This is a genomic window from Empedobacter sp. GD03797, assembly GCF_029842105.1.
In the GTDB taxonomy this organism is placed as follows: Bacteria; Bacteroidota; Bacteroidia; order Flavobacteriales; family Weeksellaceae; genus Empedobacter; species Empedobacter falsenii_C.
Genome location: NZ_JAOCFS010000002.1, coordinates 15,902 through 32,967 on the forward strand (window position 1 = coordinate 15,902; position 17,066 = coordinate 32,967).

The 17,066-nt window shown below is 30.2% G+C and carries 17 protein-coding genes; 11 read left to right on the forward strand and 6 right to left on the reverse strand.

Features of this window, described 5'->3' with window-relative positions:
• The first annotated feature begins 44 nt into the window (after positions 1 to 44).
• The 4 genes from N5D90_RS01960 (at position 45) to N5D90_RS01975 (ending at position 5,418) form a co-directional block, all read left to right on the forward strand.
• A complete protein-coding gene (locus N5D90_RS01960) occupies positions 45 to 1,454 on the forward strand; it encodes an aldehyde dehydrogenase family protein (RefSeq protein WP_038334472.1) in 1,410 nt (469 codons plus the stop codon).
• 77 nt (positions 1,455 to 1,531) lie between these two features.
• On the forward strand, positions 1,532 to 1,939 hold the full coding sequence (locus N5D90_RS01965; RefSeq protein ID WP_038334449.1) for an Rrf2 family transcriptional regulator: 408 nt from the start codon (positions 1,532 to 1,534) through the stop codon (positions 1,937 to 1,939).
• 111 nt (positions 1,940 to 2,050) lie between these two features.
• On the forward strand, positions 2,051 to 3,358 hold the full coding sequence (gene tilS / locus N5D90_RS01970) for a tRNA lysidine(34) synthetase TilS (RefSeq protein ID WP_115000629.1): 1,308 nt from the start codon (positions 2,051 to 2,053) through the stop codon (positions 3,356 to 3,358).
• The gene (locus N5D90_RS01975; protein WP_115000628.1) at positions 3,352 to 5,418 is read left to right on the forward strand and encodes a cytochrome c biogenesis protein CcdA; all 2,067 of its coding nucleotides are present in this window, start codon (positions 3,352 to 3,354) and stop codon (positions 5,416 to 5,418) included. Before tilS ends, N5D90_RS01975 begins: the two co-directional genes overlap by 7 nt.
• A 241-nt stretch (positions 5,419 to 5,659) precedes the next feature.
• Here the strand turns inward: N5D90_RS01975 and N5D90_RS01980 are convergent, their stop codons facing one another.
• The 3 genes from N5D90_RS01980 to N5D90_RS01990 all read right to left on the reverse strand — a co-directional run bounded on the left by N5D90_RS01980 (position 5,660) and on the right by N5D90_RS01990 (position 7,968).
• Positions 5,660 to 5,923, reverse strand: a complete 264-nt coding sequence (locus N5D90_RS01980; RefSeq protein WP_280061400.1) for a hypothetical protein — start codon at positions 5,921 to 5,923, stop codon at positions 5,660 to 5,662.
• Positions 5,911 to 7,005: a hypothetical protein gene (locus N5D90_RS01985; protein ID WP_280061401.1), complete on the reverse strand. Its 1,095-nt coding sequence runs from the start codon at positions 7,003 to 7,005 to the stop codon at positions 5,911 to 5,913. The genes N5D90_RS01980 and N5D90_RS01985 overlap by 13 nt, the downstream gene beginning before the upstream one ends.
• Before the next feature lie 123 nt (positions 7,006 to 7,128).
• On the reverse strand, positions 7,129 to 7,968 hold the full coding sequence (locus N5D90_RS01990) for an aldo/keto reductase (RefSeq protein ID WP_280061402.1): 840 nt from the start codon (positions 7,966 to 7,968) through the stop codon (positions 7,129 to 7,131).
• 169 nt (positions 7,969 to 8,137) lie between these two features.
• On the opposite strand from N5D90_RS01990, the gene N5D90_RS01995 reads away from it, so the two are divergent.
• The 4 genes from N5D90_RS01995 to N5D90_RS02010 all read left to right on the forward strand — a co-directional run bounded on the left by N5D90_RS01995 (position 8,138) and on the right by N5D90_RS02010 (position 11,475).
• A complete protein-coding gene (locus N5D90_RS01995; protein ID WP_038334436.1) occupies positions 8,138 to 8,440 on the forward strand; it encodes a hypothetical protein in 303 nt (100 codons plus the stop codon).
• A gap of 5 nt (positions 8,441 to 8,445) precedes the next feature.
• Positions 8,446 to 8,931 (forward strand): hypothetical protein, encoded by a 486-nt coding sequence (locus tag N5D90_RS02000; RefSeq protein ID WP_280061403.1) that lies wholly within the window; start codon positions 8,446 to 8,448, stop codon positions 8,929 to 8,931.
• Positions 8,932 to 8,953: 22 nt separating this feature from the next.
• Positions 8,954 to 9,757 (forward strand): AraC family transcriptional regulator, encoded by an 804-nt coding sequence (locus tag N5D90_RS02005; RefSeq protein ID WP_280061404.1) that lies wholly within the window; start codon positions 8,954 to 8,956, stop codon positions 9,755 to 9,757.
• A 62-nt stretch (positions 9,758 to 9,819) separates the two neighbouring features.
• Positions 9,820 to 11,475, forward strand: a complete 1,656-nt coding sequence (locus N5D90_RS02010) for an alpha/beta hydrolase-fold protein (protein ID WP_280061405.1) — start codon at positions 9,820 to 9,822, stop codon at positions 11,473 to 11,475.
• A 2-nt stretch (positions 11,476 to 11,477) separates the two neighbouring features.
• On the opposite strand, the gene N5D90_RS02015 is transcribed toward N5D90_RS02010, so the two are convergent.
• Both N5D90_RS02015 and N5D90_RS02020 read right to left on the reverse strand, forming a co-directional pair.
• Positions 11,478 to 12,629 (reverse strand): FAD-dependent monooxygenase, encoded by a 1,152-nt coding sequence (locus N5D90_RS02015; RefSeq protein WP_280061406.1) that lies wholly within the window; start codon positions 12,627 to 12,629, stop codon positions 11,478 to 11,480.
• A gap of 96 nt (positions 12,630 to 12,725) precedes the next feature.
• Positions 12,726 to 14,108 (reverse strand): dipeptidase, encoded by a 1,383-nt coding sequence (locus N5D90_RS02020; protein WP_280061407.1) that lies wholly within the window; start codon positions 14,106 to 14,108, stop codon positions 12,726 to 12,728.
• Positions 14,109 to 14,219: 111 nt separating this feature from the next.
• On the opposite strand from N5D90_RS02020, the gene N5D90_RS02025 reads away from it, so the two are divergent.
• The 3 genes from N5D90_RS02025 to N5D90_RS02035 all read left to right on the forward strand — a co-directional run bounded on the left by N5D90_RS02025 (position 14,220) and on the right by N5D90_RS02035 (position 15,691).
• Positions 14,220 to 14,534: a DUF4286 family protein gene (locus tag N5D90_RS02025; protein ID WP_280050922.1), complete on the forward strand. Its 315-nt coding sequence runs from the start codon at positions 14,220 to 14,222 to the stop codon at positions 14,532 to 14,534.
• Between the two features lie 312 nt (positions 14,535 to 14,846).
• Positions 14,847 to 15,284, forward strand: coding sequence for a hypothetical protein (locus tag N5D90_RS02030; RefSeq protein ID WP_280061408.1), 438 nt, complete (start codon positions 14,847 to 14,849; stop codon positions 15,282 to 15,284).
• Complete coding sequence (locus tag N5D90_RS02035) at positions 15,281 to 15,691, forward strand: hypothetical protein (RefSeq protein WP_280061409.1); 411 nt, start codon at positions 15,281 to 15,283, stop codon at positions 15,689 to 15,691. The genes N5D90_RS02030 and N5D90_RS02035 overlap by 4 nt, the downstream gene beginning before the upstream one ends.
• A gap of 41 nt (positions 15,692 to 15,732) precedes the next feature.
• Here the strand turns inward: N5D90_RS02035 and hemL are convergent, their stop codons facing one another.
• The gene (gene hemL / locus N5D90_RS02040) at positions 15,733 to 17,016 is read right to left on the reverse strand and encodes a glutamate-1-semialdehyde 2,1-aminomutase (RefSeq protein ID WP_280061410.1); all 1,284 of its coding nucleotides are present in this window, start codon (positions 17,014 to 17,016) and stop codon (positions 15,733 to 15,735) included.
• Positions 17,017 to 17,066: the final 50 nt, after the last annotated feature.

A 17,066-nucleotide genomic window follows, 5' to 3' on the forward strand; every position in this document is an offset into this window, starting at 1 on the left:
AAAATACTCAAAATAGTAGTAAATTAACGTTCAAATTTTTTCATGTGTCAGATTTTAAAACGAAAATAGATGAGATTTATGATAAGCAATGTGAGAATAAAGCAAATATTCGTCATCTTACTGTTTATCAGCGGAAAGAAAGTTTGAAAAACTTAGAAAATTCAATTCTAAATCATCGTGCTGAAATAGAAAAAGCATTGTTTTTGGATTTAAGAAAATCTAAAATTGAAGCTGATTCTACCGAAATATTTCCAGTTTTAGCTGAAATTCGATTATTTCGAAAGAATTTGAATTGTTGGACAAAAACGAAATCAGTTTCAAATAATCTACTTTTTTTCGGTTCAAAAGCGCAAATTCAACCGGAAGCTTTGGGAAATTGTTTGATTATTTCGCCTTGGAATTATCCTTTTCAATTGTGTTCAGTGCATTTGGTTGCTTGTATTTCGGCTGGAAATACAGCAATTCTTAAACCTTCGGAGTTTTGTCCAAATGTTTCAAAAGTTCTTAATAAAATTATTTCTGAAGTTTTTGAAGAAAATCATGTCGCTCTAGTTGAAGGAGAAATTGAGGAAACAACTTATTTGTTAACCAAAAAATTTAATCATATTCATTTTACAGGTTCGCCAAAAGTGGGTAAAATTGTGATGCAAGCAGGTGCAAAACATCTTTCTTCGGTGACGTTGGAGTTAGGGGGAAAGTCGCCTTTGATTATTGATGGAACAATTCCGATGCAAGAAGTGGTTGAAAAAGCAGTTTGGGGAAAATTGATAAATTTTGGTCAAACATGTATTGCGCCAGATTATATTTTGATTAAAGAAGAATTTCAAGAGCAATTTATAAATATGTTTATTGAACATATTGAAAAAGTTTTTGGAAAAAATCCTGCTCAATCGAAAGATTTAGCGAGAATTGTAAATCTTCAAAATTATAATCGATTAAAAAACTTGATTGAAAATGCAATAGAAAATGGTGCAAATTGTCCTTTTGGAAATGAATACATTGAAGCTGAATTGTACATTAAACCAACTTTTTTGACAGATGTTCCAATAAATGCAAAAATAAATGAAGAAGAAATATTTGGACCAATTTTTCCGATTTATACATTTAAAGAAATAAATGAAGTAATTGAATCTATTAATCAGAAAGAAAAGCCTTTAGCGTTATATATTTTTTCGAAAGATTCTATTTTTATTGATAAAATTAAGAATGAAACTTCATCTGGTTCTGTGGTAATTAACGAAACATTGGTGCAGGTTTTACATTCAAATTTGCCTTTTGGCGGAGTTAATAATTCTGGAATTGGAGCTTCAACAGGTTATGCAGGTTTCAAAGATTTTTCGCATATGAAACCGATCTTAAAAGTCAATCGGTTTTTGTCACCATCAAAATTTCTCAATTATCCCTATAATTCTACAACTCAAAAGGTAATTGATTTTTTGATGAAATATTTTTAAATCTCGGTTCAACGATTTAATTTTATATTTGTTTTATACAACAATCAACGTTATTTTTGTAGTTAAATCTTATAGAATTGTTATCAAAAAAGACAAAATACGGACTAAAAGCGATGGCTCATTTGGCCAGACAAGAAAGTAACAAACCAGTTTTAATCGGACAAATTTCTGAAACAGAAGTTATTCCAAAAAAATTCTTGGAGGCTATTTTATTGGATTTAAAAAAGTTAGGTTTCGTTAATTCGAAACAAGGAAAAGGAGGCGGATATTATTTGGCGCGCGATGCGAAAGATATCAGTTTAGCTTCTTTGATTCGTGTTTTAGAAGGACCAATCGCGCTTTTGCCTTGTGTAAGTAAAAATTACTATGAAAAATGTGATGATTGCCCTAACGAAGGCGTTTGTACATTGAATAAAGTGATGGTTGAATTGAGAGATTCGACTTTAGAAATTCTTGAAAATAAATCTTTAGAAAGTTTAAAATAAATCTTTAGCCTGAGTTTTTCAGGCTTTTTTATTGGAAAATTTTATAAGAACGAAGAAAAAAAGTATAACTCTTTTTCGAGAATTCTTCCTAATTTCGAACATTTATATTTCATGAAAAATAAATCTATACAACAAGAGTTTAAAGAACTTTTAGATCAACATTTTTTTTCTACGCATCGCTATTTATTGGCGATTAGTGGCGGAATTGATAGCATGGTTTTGTTAGATTTATTTCGTCAAACTGCTGCAAATTTTCAGGTTGCACATTGTAATTTTCAGTTGCGTGAAGAAGACGCAAATGGTGATGAAATGTTTGTGAGAGAATATTGCGGAAAATATAATATTCCATTTCATTCAGTTCGTTTTGATGTTGCGGCTTATCAGAAAACAGGAAATTATTCGGTCGAAATGGCTTGTCGAAATTTGCGTTATGAGTGGTTTGAGCAAGTTCAACAACAAAATCGTTTGGATGTTTTGGTGACAGCACATCATTTGGATGATAATATCGAAACATTTTTGATTAATCTTTCTCGTGGAACAGGTTTGAAAGGTTTGGTCGGAATGCAAATTGATAATGGTAAAATCTTTCGTCCACTTTTGAGTTTCACGAAAAATGATTTGTTGGAATATGCAAAATCAAATGAAATCAATTGGCGAGAAGATTATACGAATGCGACGGATGATTATACCAGAAATAAGATTCGTCATTACATTACACCAATCCTAAAAGAGCTTCATCCGCAATTTGATGAGAATTTTTTGTCAAGTTTAAATCATATCAACGATAATTATCAAATTGTACAAAATAAAGTTGAAGAAATTAGAAGTAATTTATTTTCAGGAGATAATCCGATTGAAATTGAAATTTCAGCATTAAAAAAACTTCAACCATTAGAAACTTTTTTGCATTATTTGTTCGAAAAATATGGATTTTCGTCAAGCAAAGAAATTTTGAAATTTTTGGATGCAGAAACGGGAAGTGAAATAAAATCAGCAACTTATCGATTAATTAAAAATCGAGAAAATTTATTGTTGCAAAAAATAGAAAAAGAAAATGAAGATGAATTAACGATTTTTGATGAGTTAATTGAAATCAATTCGTTAAATTTGAAGTTCGTGAAATCGATAAATCCACACGAAAACGCTACTGAAATAGTAGACTTTACATCAATTTTGTTTCCGCTTAAACTTAGAAAAGTGAAAGAGGGAGATTTCTTTTATCCAATTGGAATGAAAGGTCAAAAAAAATTGTTGAGTAAGTTTATGAAAGATTTGAAACTTTCTAAGTTAGAAAAAGAGAAGGTTTGGTTGCTTTGTGACCAAAAAGATCAGATTATTTGGGTAGTAAATCATCGTTTGGATGAACGTTTCAAAACGACAGAAACAAGTAAAAACTTTTTAAACATTACAGTATGTTAAAGAAACTTTGGATACTTTTTTTGTTTCCAATTTTAGTCAACGCACAATTATTTAGTCCTGCAAAATGGTCGAGTTCGGTGAAGGAGGTTGGACAAAATGAGTTTGAAATCGAGGTAACAGGAAAAATTGATAAAGGTTGGCACCTTTATTCAATGAAACATCCTGATGGAGGAATTGGAATTCCAGCAAGTGCATCATTTAAACCAGCTGCAAATGCAAAATTGGTTGGAGGTGCGCGAGAAATTGGAAAACGTATAGATAAATACAGCCAAATTTTTGAACAAGATGAAAAATATTACGAAAATCAAGTAAAATTTGTTCAAAAAGTGAAAGTTTCGGGTGATAAACCTGTAAATGTATCGTACACAATCGAATTTCAGATGTGTGATGCCGAACGTTGTTTGCCACCAGATGAAACAAGCGGAACGATAAAATTAACGCCTTCTGCAAAAGTTGAAGAGACGAAAGAAGAGGCAAAGCCAGTAGATGCTACAGAAGCAAAAGATACAGTTGCCGTAACTGAAATTACGCAAGATTCTGTTCAAGATGATTCTACAGCAGTTGTTGCTGCAACACAAGATACGATCAAAAAAGTTGATGATTCTTTATTAGCAGATAACGAAAAGAAAGATAATGGTTTATTGAAAATCTTTTCTTTAGGATTTTTAGGAGGATTAGCGGCGTTATTAATGCCTTGTATTTTCCCAATGATTCCTTTGACAGTAAGTATGTTTACAAAACAAAGTAAATCGAAAGGAGAAGGAGTTGGAAAGGCTTTTATTTATGGATTATCAATTATTGTTATTTATGTTGCATTAGGTTTATTGGCGACAGTTATTTTTGGACCATCTGTCCTAAATGAAATGTCAACAAATCCGTGGGTAAATTTAGCTTTCTTTGCAATTTTTATTGTATTTGCAATTTCATTCTTCGGAGCTTTCGAATTGACATTACCAAGTAAATGGGTAAATGCAGCTGATAAAGGTGCTGATAAAGGTGGATTAATTGGTATCTTCTTTATGGCATTCACATTAGCATTAGTTTCATTTTCTTGTACAGGACCAATTATCGGTTCGTTATTAGTTCAAGCGACGCAAGGAGGAAACTATTATTCGTTAATCGTAGGAATGTTCGGATTCTCTTTAGCATTAGCTATTCCATTTACATTATTTGCGATGTTCCCAGGATGGTTAAATTCAATGCCAAAATCAGGAGGATGGTTAAATACAATCAAAGTTTCTTTAGGATTTATTGAATTAGCTTTTGCCTTAAAATTCTTATCAAATGCTGATTTAGTTTGGCAAATGAACTGGTTACCAAGAGAAATTTTCTTAGCATTTTGGATTGCAATTTTTATCTTCTTAGGATTATATCTTTTAGGAAAATTTAGATTAGAATTAGATTCACCAGTACAAACTATAGGTGTTCCGAGAATGTTATTTGCATTGGTTTCAGTATCATTTGCGATTTACATGATTCCTGGTTTATGGGGTGGACCATTAAAATTATTAAGTGGTTTAACACCTCCAATGACTTATTCTGAAGCGCCTCGAGGTTTTCACGAAGGTGTAGGCGGTGGACAAGCGACAGCTAAATTTGATGATCCTAATATGGTTGCTGGACCTCATGGAATTCCTGCATTCAAAGATTTCGATCAGGCTGCGGCTTATGCAACGAAAGTTGGAAAACCAATGTTGTTAGATTTCACTGGGCATGCGTGTGCAAACTGTCGTAAAGTTGAAGAACGTGTTTGGAGCGATGAGCGTGTGAAAAAGATTCTGGCTGAAGATGTTGTTTTAGTTTCGTTATATGTTGATGAAGCAAAAGAATTACCAGAAGATCAAAAAGTATTTTCGAAAGCGTTAGGTCGTAATTTGAAAACAGTAGGTAATAAATGGACTTCTTTCGAGATTGAACATTTTAATGCAAATGCGCAACCTTATTATATTTTGGTTGATAAAGATTTGAATCGTTTCTCAAAACCTTTAGAAGCTGAACTTGATGTAGAAGTTTACTTAAAATGGTTACGAGATGGAATCGCGAAGTATAAAGCGAAATAATTATTTTGTCCCGTCCTGAAAAATATATACAATTTTTCAGAGATTAAATACATAAATTAAACAGTAGTAGCTAACAAGTTGCTACTGTTTTTATTTTATATTCATTTAAGTAAAATTGAAATTCATCTTCAACCAAAATCAGAAGCTGAGCAAGCTATTTTTATCAGCAAAACGCAGATTAATAGTTGGATGGATTGGATGAATAGATAAAAAAAATCTCACATTTGTGAGATTTTTTAGTTTATAAATTTTCCAACATCAAGATAATTTCACTTTCGATGCGTTTTATCATTTCAGGCGAAATTTCGATTTGATGTTTTACATTTTCGATGGTATTGTACGTCAATTCTCCCGTTTTCAAATTCAAATTATATTCAATTTGTCCTTCCCAAGAATTACTCGATTCGTAAAATGAAACTATTTCAAAAGGTAATCTTGGCAAAAGTTCACCAAAATGTTCTTCTAAATTGATTCTATTTTCTTGATTAATTGTTAGTTTTTCCATGATTTAATAATCATTGCATTAGCAGAAGTTTCGTAGAAAATAATCGCTAATAATTGTAAAAATTCAGCATGATTTAGCTTTCCAGCAACCACTTCATCAATATCTGCCTCGTAATATTCTTCAATTGTTTTAGTCATCAAGGCTTTAAAATTCTCTAACGGAATATTTTGATCTTTCAATTCATTTAATAAATAATTATCCGAAGCTAAAAAGTCTGCACGTGTCCCGAAAATTGGAGATTTACGAATATTTAATGCATTATGAAAAGTTTGCGAAATCAAAACGCCACGTTCCAATTCTTCAAATTCCCAACCTTTACGAACTCTTCTCGGGTTATTTTCATAAAAAATATGGTTGTGAAAAGCGTGAATATGTTTAGCAATATCCGTGTTGGTATGTAAATAAAGGAACTGCAAAATCGAACTAAACAAATGGTTTGCGTTCAGATTTGTTGGATAATATGTGTACAATAATGGATAATGAAACAATGTTGTGTACAACGGTGAAAAACTATCAATAATATTTAAATTCAATACATTTATTCCTTCAAAATCTACTTTCTGATTCGTTTGATAATAATTAATTCCAGCCAAATAAATATCCTCATAACTCAATTCAAACTGATTAAGATACGTTCCAATCTGTTTGAAAAAAGAAGTATTTAAATTATGATTTGTAACTAATTTATATTGTTTATTTTCAAATTCTTCAATAAAATCTAACTTAAACTCAGACTTTAAATTTTCATTGATAACTTTATCAAAATCAAATGATTTCTTTCTAATTACATTAACGTAAATTTCGTTGTATGTATAAATAATTTGCTTGATTGGTGCTGTGTCTAAAGCTTCAAAAGGATTGATGTCATCATTTGGTGTAGCATACAACGTAAACAAACGACGAAATTCTTGCTGAATCTTTTCTTCTTCCGCAAACATATTCATCAACTGATTGGTGTTCGCAGCAATAATACTTTCACCTAAAAAAAATAAAATACCAGCTTTCAAATCTTCATCAAAACCACATCTTTCAAGGGTTTGATCAAAATAAGTTTTGAATGGATTTTCAGGATTTTGGCTCATATCTAATAATTTTATTTTATCATTTAAAAAAGTAAAAGTATTGATTTTTTGAAGATTTAAAACGAAAAAACCTCTGCAAAACAGAGGTTTTTTAAATTTATTTTAATGAATTCGTTTAACTTGTTAAAATTCAACCATTGAAGGATTCAATCCAGAAAAACCATCTGCAGGCATTTCATCAATCGCTTTTACATCTTCAGCACTCAATTTAAAATTATTTGAAGTTAAATTCGCTTCAATATTTTTTTCAGAAGAGGAGCGAGGAAGTGGTAAAATTTCTTTTGCCAAACAATAATTTATACAAATTTGACCAACTGAAACATTGTATTTATCCGCCAAAGAAACAATTAATTCGTTCTCCAAAATTCTTCCTGAACCAAGTGGACTCCATGCTTCAACCAATAAATTGTGTTGCTTACAAAAATCGACTAATTCTGGTTGCGAATGTCCTGGATGAATCTCAATTTGATTAACCATTGGTTTGATTTCAGCCGTCTCAAATAAAGCTTCCAAATGATTGATATTAAAATTACTCACACCAATCGCTTTTGCTTTTCCAGATTTGTAAATTTCCTCGAAAGCTCGCCAAGTTCCAGCATTCAATTCTGCCCAAGTATCAGGAAATTGCGTTTCATTTGCAGGCCAATGAATCAAATATAAATCCAAATAATCAGTTTGTAAATCTATTAAAGTTTGCTTAAATGCAGCCATTGCTTTTTCGTAACCACGCTCAGTATTCCAACATTTAGACGTTATAAATAATTTGCTACGATCTACATTTTCAGCTTTGAGAACAGCGCCAATTTCTTTTTCATTTTTGTAGATTGCTGCTGTGTCAATATGAGTATATCCTTTTTCTAGCGCTATTTTTAGAGGTACTGTAACTTTTTCACCTTCTAATAACCATGTTCCAAATCCGATTGCAGGAATTTCGATTCCATTTGATAGTTTAAAGTTTTCCATTTTTTCAATATTTATGTATTCAAATTTATCTTAAAACAACCAATTTCAATAATTAGTAGACGTTAATTCTTATGTTAAAACTCATTTATAGAAATCTTAAATTTAATTGTTTGTTAATAAAATAGTTCTATATTTATTCTCGAAATGTGAATGGAAAAAATATAAAAAAATGACACAATTTACAGGTACGATTGAGGATTTTATGAATACGCATGAAGAATTTATTAATGCTTTGATTCTGAAAAAAATCAATCAACAAGTTGTATTAGATAAAAAAGAAGAGAAAGAAATTCAGCAAAATGAATTTATTCAACAAAAATTAGATGATTTAAAAGAATATCTAACAGATTTGTTCGAAAATGAATTTGGTGATTGGGAAATTACAATGGATTTAGAATCTTTTGAACAAGAATTTGATAAGCATTTTCAAATTTCGAAGCAAGAATTAGAAGATAATGTGCTGTTGAAGTAGATGTTATGGAAGAAAAACAGATTTTATATATAGATTTCGCGACTTTGAGACAATCGTATATAGAAGTTAAAAATTTTCTAGAAAAAACCACAAAAGAAAAAGTTGAAAATGTTGATGTTCTGATTGAGAAAGATTTATTTTTATCAGGATTAGATAATGAATCACTTTTGATAGAGTTTATAGAAAAATATGATATTGATTTTTCTAAATTTGATTATTCAAAACATTTTTTGTTAGAAGGAGAATTAGCGAATGGATTCCAAGTTCTATTCAATATGGTTTTACTTCCGTTATATTTTCTGTTTTGGTTGGTCAAAGAATCTACTTTTGATTTGATTAACTTAAATAAATATTTGATTAAGATTGGGAAATTATTTTCAACTAATCAAAGAGAAACTCTTGATATGAGTTTTGGAGATTTGTTAACTTCTTATGTCAACAAGAAATATACGTTAAGAAGTAATTTAAAATTCGTTTTGCATAACTGCTAAATATCTAGATTAAAAATTATTAATGTTCACAACATTTAAACCTAATAACAAACTACTAAAAAAGTATATTGATTATTATTATGTTGATATTAAACATGATAATACATTAACTGTATATGATTGTTTTCCACATTATAATAATACGATTTCTGTTTACAAATCGCATGAATATATAGAAGAAAATACGGTTTACAAACAAAATGGTATTCCTCTTCAAATTTTTACTCCTCTACGATCAGATGTTTTACATATTCAGCAAATTGGTTCAGTTGAACGTTTTGTGATTGTTTTTAAACCTTTTGGAATCAATCAATTTCTGACTAATATAGATTTCTCAAGTATTATAGATGATTTAGATTTTTTCAATGAAGATGAATGCAATCATTTGTTTAATCACATAAAATCTGAAGAATTTCTTTCAATAATTGAGCCTATTTTATTGAATAAAATAACTAGAATTGAAAATGTAATTATAGAAAATTCAATAGATTATATTTTTAAACATTATGATGATTTTACAGTTAATCAACTTGCTGATTATTTAGGTTTTAGTCGAAAACATATCAATAGAGTTTTCAAAGAAAATATTGGAGTTTCCATTAAAAATTTTCATGAAATTGTTTTATTTAGAAAAACTATCGAAGAGAAATTGTTACATAATCCTGATGAGACATTTACGTCGATTGCACATAAATTAAATTTTACGGATCAATCTCATTTTAATAGATTATATAAAAAATTTGTTTCTGAATCGCCGAATCAATTTTATAAAAATGGAGAATTAATAGGAGAGGAAGATACTTTTTGGAGATTCTATAAAGATTAAAATGTCCCAATTTTACAAGTTTATTAGGGTTGTTGATGGTATTTTTATACAAAATTAAACCCATGAAAAATTATATCTTTATACTTATCGCATTATTATCCTCACAAGTTTTTAGCCAAGAAACATATTCTAGTTTAATTTCAAAAGCTGAAAAGCTAATTGAAGAAGATAAAAAGGAATTAGCTTTAGATTATTATACAAAAGCATTCAATCTACATAAAGACAGTATTAATAGTTTCGATTTATATGATGCTGCTGAACTTTCTAACGAAGTTAATCAAGCTACTCAATGTTTTGATTTTTTAGAAAAGTTAGTTAAGAAAAATTCTAAACCTTTTCCTGGTTGGTATTTTATTTTAGATAAAGATTCTAGAATAAAGTTTAAAAACTTATTAAAAGATAACCGTTGGTTGAATTTAGTAGAAACTTCAAATAAAATATCTAAAAAATTTTATGATAGTATTCAATTGACAAATGATGAATTTTTTAGAACTAAGAAATCAAGTAATGTAGATATTAATGATAAGGAAAAATTTTATAAAAGTTTAAGAAATTCTTCATCTTATTTATCGAAGAAAGAACAAAATTATTCTATTTTTTTTCCTATCAATGACACTTTAAAATCTTCTTATTTTATTCATTTACCTAAAAATTATAATCCAAATAAGAAATATACAATGCTTATTTTTCTTCATGGAGCTGTAAATTATAATGAGTTGAGAACATTTTCTACAGATGATAATTTAAAAGGTTGGAATAAATTTTATACAAAATATGCTAATAAACATGATGTTATTTTAGTATTTCCTCAAGCTGATAAAAATTACAACTGGTTAACTTCAGATAAAGGATTCTACATGATTCCAGAAATAATTCGTCAAATAAAATCAACAATTAATGTAGATGATAATAAAGTTTTTTTAACGGGACATTCTAATGGAGCAAGTGGTTCTTTTAATTATTTAGTAAAACAACCCACTTCTTTTGCAGGTTTTTATGGCTTTAATACGCAGCCAATTGTTAGAACAGGAGGAACATTTATTCAAAATATATTGAATCGTTCTTATATAAATTTCTCTACAGATTTAGATTATTATTTTCCACCACAAGCAAACGATGATTTAACTGCATTGATGCAATCATTACATATTGATTATAAAGATTATCGATACAATGGTTATCCGCATTGGTTTCCAGAGTTTAATGGTTCAGAACCTGCACATAAAATTTTGTTTGATGATTTATTGAATAGAAAAAGAAATCCATTTCCGAATAAATTAATTTGGGAAACTGATGATGTAAAATACGGAAAAGTTGATTGGATAGAAATCACAAAATTAGACACTATTTCACCTAAAAAAGAGTGGCAAAAAAACTATAATTTCAAAATAACAAAATGGTTAGAATATGATGATAATGACAGTTTGCAAGTAAAAGATGTGGATAAAATAGCTTTTAATTTTCCTCGTAAATCAGGTCAAATCAAAGCAAATTATTCAAAAAATAGATTCAATATTGAAACATCTTCTGTAAAATCATTTCGATTATATATTACTCCTGAAATGATTAATCTGAACAAAAAATTAAAAGTCTATGCCAATAATAAATTGATATACAATCAAAAAGTAGATTACAATCCATCTTTTATGAAGGAAAATTTCAATAAAAATATGGACAAAGTACAACTTTGGATTAATTACATTGATTTTGAATTATAACTCTAAACCCTCATAAAATCTTCTTCCAACAAGTCTTCTAAAGGACTTTGCATCAAAGATTGTGGTAAATTTCGGAAAGCAAAATTTCGGAGATTCATTAAGAATTTATTGTCAACTTGAGCAACTTTTCCAGCTAAACGAGAAGTGTCGATAATATAATGTGTGCGTTTTAAACGGCGTAGATTGTAATGCTCAAAAGCTAACAAAACATCAGTATCTTTTTTGATTAATTCATCATACAAAACACAAACATCTTCCACCGCCATGCATGCGCCTTGTCCCATGTTTGGTGTGGTTGCATGTGCTGCATCTCCAATTAATAAGACACGATTAAATGCATAATTATTAATCGGTTTAATATCCATAATTGGCGTAGCAATTATACTTTCTGGATTCGTTTTTTGTAAAGTATTTCTGATTTGTCCCGAATAATCTTTGAACTGATTTTTAATATCACTCAACGTATAGTTGTAGACTTCAGAATTTAGTTTTGTATTGACACAAGCGTACCAATAAATTTGATGATTGATAAGAGGTGTCAAACCAAAACGACCATTCGGTCCCCATGTTTCGATACTCTTTTTTGAATTGTAAGATTTATCTTCTACAATAGCACGCCAACATATATAACCCGCATAACGAGGCGTCGACTGTTTCAACAATTGTTGACGAATTGTAGAATTTATTCCATCTGCACCAATCAAATAATCACCTTCGGTAGAAGTTCCATCTTCAAAATGAAGCACAACTTTCTCAAAAGATTGTTCGAAAAGCTTCACTTTTTTTGACGTTTTAATTTTATTCGAATCAATTTTCGAAACTAAATAATGATGCAAATCTGCACGATGAATCGCAAAATTTTCGTTGTTGTAGTTTTTTCTTAATCGTTCTGTATCCGCTTTCAGAATTGTTTTTTCTTTCCAATCTTGAATTTCAAAATCTTCTAACATATGTCCCAAAGGCGCAACTTCTTTTGCTAAACCAAGAATTTCAAACGCTTTCATTGCATTAGAAGCCAAGCCAAAACCAGCTCCAATTCCACGAACTTCTGGAGAAGCCTCGAAAATTTCGTAGTCATAATTTAAATCTTGCAAAGCTTTTGCTAAAGTTAAACCTGCAATTCCTGCACCAGCGATTAAGAATTTTTTACTCATTGATAAAAATAAAGTTCAAAATTAATCATTCTACTATAAACCAAAAAGAAAAGCGAATCAAATTGATTCGCTTTTCAGAAGTTATTTTGTCGAAAATTATTGTTCGTTAAAATATTTGTAGAAATATGGAATAGTTTCGATTCCTTTATAGAAATTGAATACACCATAATGTTCGTTAGGAGAGTGGATAACGTCAGAGTTTAATCCGAATCCCATCAAAACAGATTTTGTTCCTAATTCTTCTTCGAATAAAGCAACAATTGGAATAGATCCTCCAGCTCTTTCAGCTAACGCTTCTTTCTCAAAAGTTTCAGCTAATGCTTTTTTAGCAGCGATAAAACCTGGGTGATTTGTTGGTAAAATATAAGGTTTACCACCGTGATGTGGTTTTACTTTTACTTCTACTGAAGATGGTGCTAAAGTTGGGAAATAATCTGCAAATTGTTTTGTTACAACATTAGGATCTTGTCCTGGAACTAAACGCATTGAGATTTTAGCATACGCATGAGAAGGAATAACTGTTTTAGCACCTTCGCCAATGTATCCTCCCCAAATTCCGTTTACATCTAAAGTAGGACGAATAGACGCTCTCTCGATTGTAGAAAAACCTTCTTCTCCTTGAATATCAGGAATACCGATAGATTTTTTGTATTCTTCAACATCAAATGGAATTTTAGCTAAATCAGCTCTTTCATCTTCTGTTAGTTCAAGAATTGGCTCGTAAAAACCTGGAATTGTAATGTGACCTTTTTCATTGATTAATTTTCCAATCATTGTTGCTAAAACATTAATCGGATTTGGAACAGCCCCACCATAAACACCAGAGTGCATATCGCGATTAGCTCCTTTTACCTCAACTTCTACATAAGATAAACCACGTAAACCAACAGAAATAGAAGGTTGTTCGTTTGAAATCATAGAAGTATCAGAAATCAAAATCACATCATTTTTTAATTTCTCTTTATTGTTTTTAACGAAATTTACTAATGAAGGAGAACCAACTTCTTCTTCACCTTCGATCATAAATTTAACGTTACAAGATAATTCGTTTGATTTGTTTAAAGCCTCAAAAGCTTTAACGTGCATAAACATTTGACCTTTATCATCAGCAGAACCACGAGCGAAAATTGCTCCGTCAGGATGAATTTCTGTCTTTTTGATTACTGGCTCGTATGGTCCAGATTCCCATAATTCTAAAGGATCAGCTGGTTGTACATCGTAATGTCCGTAAACTAAAACAGTAGGTTTTGAAGCGTCAACTATTTTTTCTCCGTAAACAACAGGAAAACCTTCTGTTTCGCATACTTCAACATTATCAGCACCTGCTTCTTTTAAATATTTTGCAACCATTTCGGCAGCATCATTTACGTCTTGTGTGTAGGCTGGATCAGCACTAACTGAAGGAATTTTAAGTAATTCGATTAATTCATCAAGAAAACGTTGTTTATTCTCTTGTATAAATTGTTGCGTATTGTTCATCTTTGTTTGTTATGAATAATAGGTAAATTTAAAAATAAAATCTTGATTAGACTTTCTTTTTCAAGAAAAATATAATGCGAAAACCTTTGTATCTTTGCAAAAAATTAGAGAATGATATTATATAATACAACTTTTATTGTTGAACAAGAGGTGCATGACGATTGGTTTGAGTGGATTCAGAAAGAGCATATTAATGATTATTTGAAATCAAATTGTTTTATTGGCGCTCGTTTAGGAAAAATAACTTCTCATGTAGAACCAGGAGCAGTTTCTTATTCGTTGCAATTATTTGTGAATGATGAATTGACTTTAGATAAATTCAAGAATAATTTTTTATCAGAAATTAAGCAAAAAAGTTTGCAAAAATATGCGACTAAAGTGCTAAGTTTCGAAAGTGAAATGGAACATATAGGAGATTTTAGTTGATAAAAAACTGTCTAAATTGACAGTTTTTTATCAATAATCATATTCTGCTTCTTTTTTTTACTTTTTTCTAAATTCAAGATACTTCTTTCTCAACTCTCCTTTTTGTAATAAATATTGAGCATATTCAATCAAAATATTTTTTCTGTAATTTTCTTTAAATTTTTAAGACAGATTTCTATTATATCTTCATGATACAGTCAATAGAGTAAATTGATGAAAACCAATAAGTAAAAATACTTCATTTGAGGTATTTTATTTCATTTAAAATTGAAAGAGATTTACTTCAAATAAACTGGTTATAAATATTTCGTTATGAAAAAAATAATTATACTATTTGTGTTCGTTTTAGGAGTTGGAAGTGCGAAAGCACAAGATTTAAGCTTAAAAGAGAAGATTAAAATTTTGACTGAAAATAATTGGCGGCTTATTCGGTTAGAAGATCAAAATGGTAAAATGTACAGTCTGCCTGATGATTTGAGAAATAAAACACTAGTTTTAAATCCTCATAATAAAACCGCTTTTTTTTATCTTCCAAATTCGAACGAAGAGGTTTATATCTATGATGGTTATAAAATTACAGATGATAAAATTTTTATTGGAAAGGATTTTGTTTTGCAATATAAACTTGACAATTTGATTGGTGTTAAAATAAGAATTTGGGATCCTGACTATGAAGCTGATTGGGTTTGGATGGATATTCCGAAAGAAACAGATGCAGCATATTTAAAAAGTGTAAATTATATCAAATGAAAAATTTATTGATATTAATTCTTTTGTTTTTCAGCTTTGTATGGGTAAATGCTCAAACAGAGGAACAAACACTCGAATGGTTGAATACAAAAAAAGCGGAAGTTTATGACGTTAGTTCTATCACAGTTCAGGAAGGAGCAAGGAGATTAGAAATTAACGGTGATATACTTCATGCTTATTCCGACAATGGAGCATATACGAAAATTAATTGGAGTGGAATAAAAGATGTATCCAAAACAGATACAAAAAATCAAATTGTTGTTATTTCAAATACAATGTATAACGGGCTGAATACTTGTATATTTTTCAAAATAGATAATCCTGAATTAATAGAAAAATACATCAAAGCACTTCGTTATATGGCAACCTTAAAAGGAGCTAAAATGATCGATGATGATTTATTTTAATAAAAAATGCAGTAGAAAACTACTGCATTTTTTGTTTATTATTAACCTTCGAAGCTTCTCACAGCATCTAATGTTTTATTGATTTCTGCATCTTTGATTGCATCAGAAATAAACCAAGTTTCGTATCCAGAAGGAGCGATGTAAACTTCGTTTGTCAACAAATGATGGAAAAATTTATTGAATCTTTCGTGATTACATTTCGTTACATCTGTAAAGTTTTTGATTTCTGTTTGTTCAGTAAAGAACACAGACATCATCGATCCTAAACGATTGATATGATTTGGAATTCCTTTTTCTGCAAAGATTTTAGAAATCTCTTTATCTAAAGTTTCAGTTGCGTTATCAATACGATTAAATAATTCTCTATCATTATTAATAATATTCAACGTTGTGATACCAGCACGCATCGCAATTGGATTTCCAGATAAAGTTCCAGCTTGATAAACAGGACCAAGAGGAGCAAGGTGATTCATGATTTCGCGACGAGCAGCAAAAGCTCCAACAGGGAAACCACCACCAATTACTTTACCAAATGTAACGATATCCGCATTGATGTTTAAACGCTCTTGCGAACCTCCCATCGCTTGACGGAAACCTGTCATTACCTCATCAAAAATTAATAAAGCACCGTTTTCATCACAAATTTGTCTCAAACCTTCTAAGAAACCTTTTTCTGGAACAATACACCCCATGTTTCCTGCGATTGGCTCAACAATAATGGCTGCAATTTCATCTTTATTTTGTTCGAATAAAGCTTTTACATCTTCCAAATTATTGTATTCTGCCAACAACGTATCTTTCGCTGTTCCTTGCGTTACACCTGGAGAATTTGGATTTCCAAAAGTTGCAGCACCAGAACCAGCTTTAATCAAAAATGAATCTGAATGTCCGTGGTAACAACCTTCAAATTTTACAATTTTATCACGATTTGTATAACCTCTTGCCAAACGAATTGCAGACATACACGCTTCTGTACCAGAGTTCACCATACGAACCATGTCGATATTTGGAACAACGGATGTGATTAACTTAGCAATTTCAGTTTCCAATTCAGTTGGTGTACCAAAAGAAAAACCATTTTTCATTTGTTCAACAGTCGCATTCAAAACACGCGGATCTGTATGCCCAATAATCATTGGTCCCCAAGAATTGATGTAATCCACGTAAGCACGTCCATCTTCATCATAAATATAGGCACCTTCGGCTTTTTTGATAAAAATTGGCGTTCCTCCAACAGATTTAAATGCACGAACAGGAGAATTTACACCTCCCGGAATATATTCTTGCGCGTCTTTGAATAATGCGCTACTTCTTTGATACAACATAATTTTCTACAAATAGTTGCACAAATTTACTGAATCTTAAACGAATTAAG

Coding starts and splice junctions, on each gene's coding strand:
- tilS (WP_115000629.1), top strand. CDS start 2,051: ATGAAAAATAAATCTATACAACAAGAGTTTAAAGAACTTTTAGATCAA.
- N5D90_RS01975 (WP_115000628.1), top strand. CDS start 3,352: ATGTTAAAGAAACTTTGGATACTTTTTTTGTTTCCAATTTTAGTCAAC.
- N5D90_RS01980 (WP_280061400.1), bottom strand. CDS start 5,923: ATGGAAAAACTAACAATTAATCAAGAAAATAGAATCAATTTAGAAGAA.
- N5D90_RS01985 (WP_280061401.1), bottom strand. CDS start 7,005: ATGAGCCAAAATCCTGAAAATCCATTCAAAACTTATTTTGATCAAACC.
- N5D90_RS01990 (WP_280061402.1), bottom strand. CDS start 7,968: ATGGAAAACTTTAAACTATCAAATGGAATCGAAATTCCTGCAATCGGA.
- N5D90_RS01995 (WP_038334436.1), top strand. CDS start 8,138: ATGACACAATTTACAGGTACGATTGAGGATTTTATGAATACGCATGAA.
- N5D90_RS02000 (WP_280061403.1), top strand. CDS start 8,446: ATGGAAGAAAAACAGATTTTATATATAGATTTCGCGACTTTGAGACAA.
- N5D90_RS02005 (WP_280061404.1), top strand. CDS start 8,954: ATGTTCACAACATTTAAACCTAATAACAAACTACTAAAAAAGTATATT.
- N5D90_RS02010 (WP_280061405.1), top strand. CDS start 9,820: ATGAAAAATTATATCTTTATACTTATCGCATTATTATCCTCACAAGTT.
- N5D90_RS02015 (WP_280061406.1), bottom strand. CDS start 12,629: ATGAGTAAAAAATTCTTAATCGCTGGTGCAGGAATTGCAGGTTTAACT.
- N5D90_RS02020 (WP_280061407.1), bottom strand. CDS start 14,108: ATGAACAATACGCAACAATTTATACAAGAGAATAAACAACGTTTTCTT.
- N5D90_RS02025 (WP_280050922.1), top strand. CDS start 14,220: ATGATATTATATAATACAACTTTTATTGTTGAACAAGAGGTGCATGAC.
- N5D90_RS02030 (WP_280061408.1), top strand. CDS start 14,847: ATGAAAAAAATAATTATACTATTTGTGTTCGTTTTAGGAGTTGGAAGT.
- N5D90_RS02035 (WP_280061409.1), top strand. CDS start 15,281: ATGAAAAATTTATTGATATTAATTCTTTTGTTTTTCAGCTTTGTATGG.
- hemL (WP_280061410.1), bottom strand. CDS start 17,016: ATGTTGTATCAAAGAAGTAGCGCATTATTCAAAGACGCGCAAGAATAT.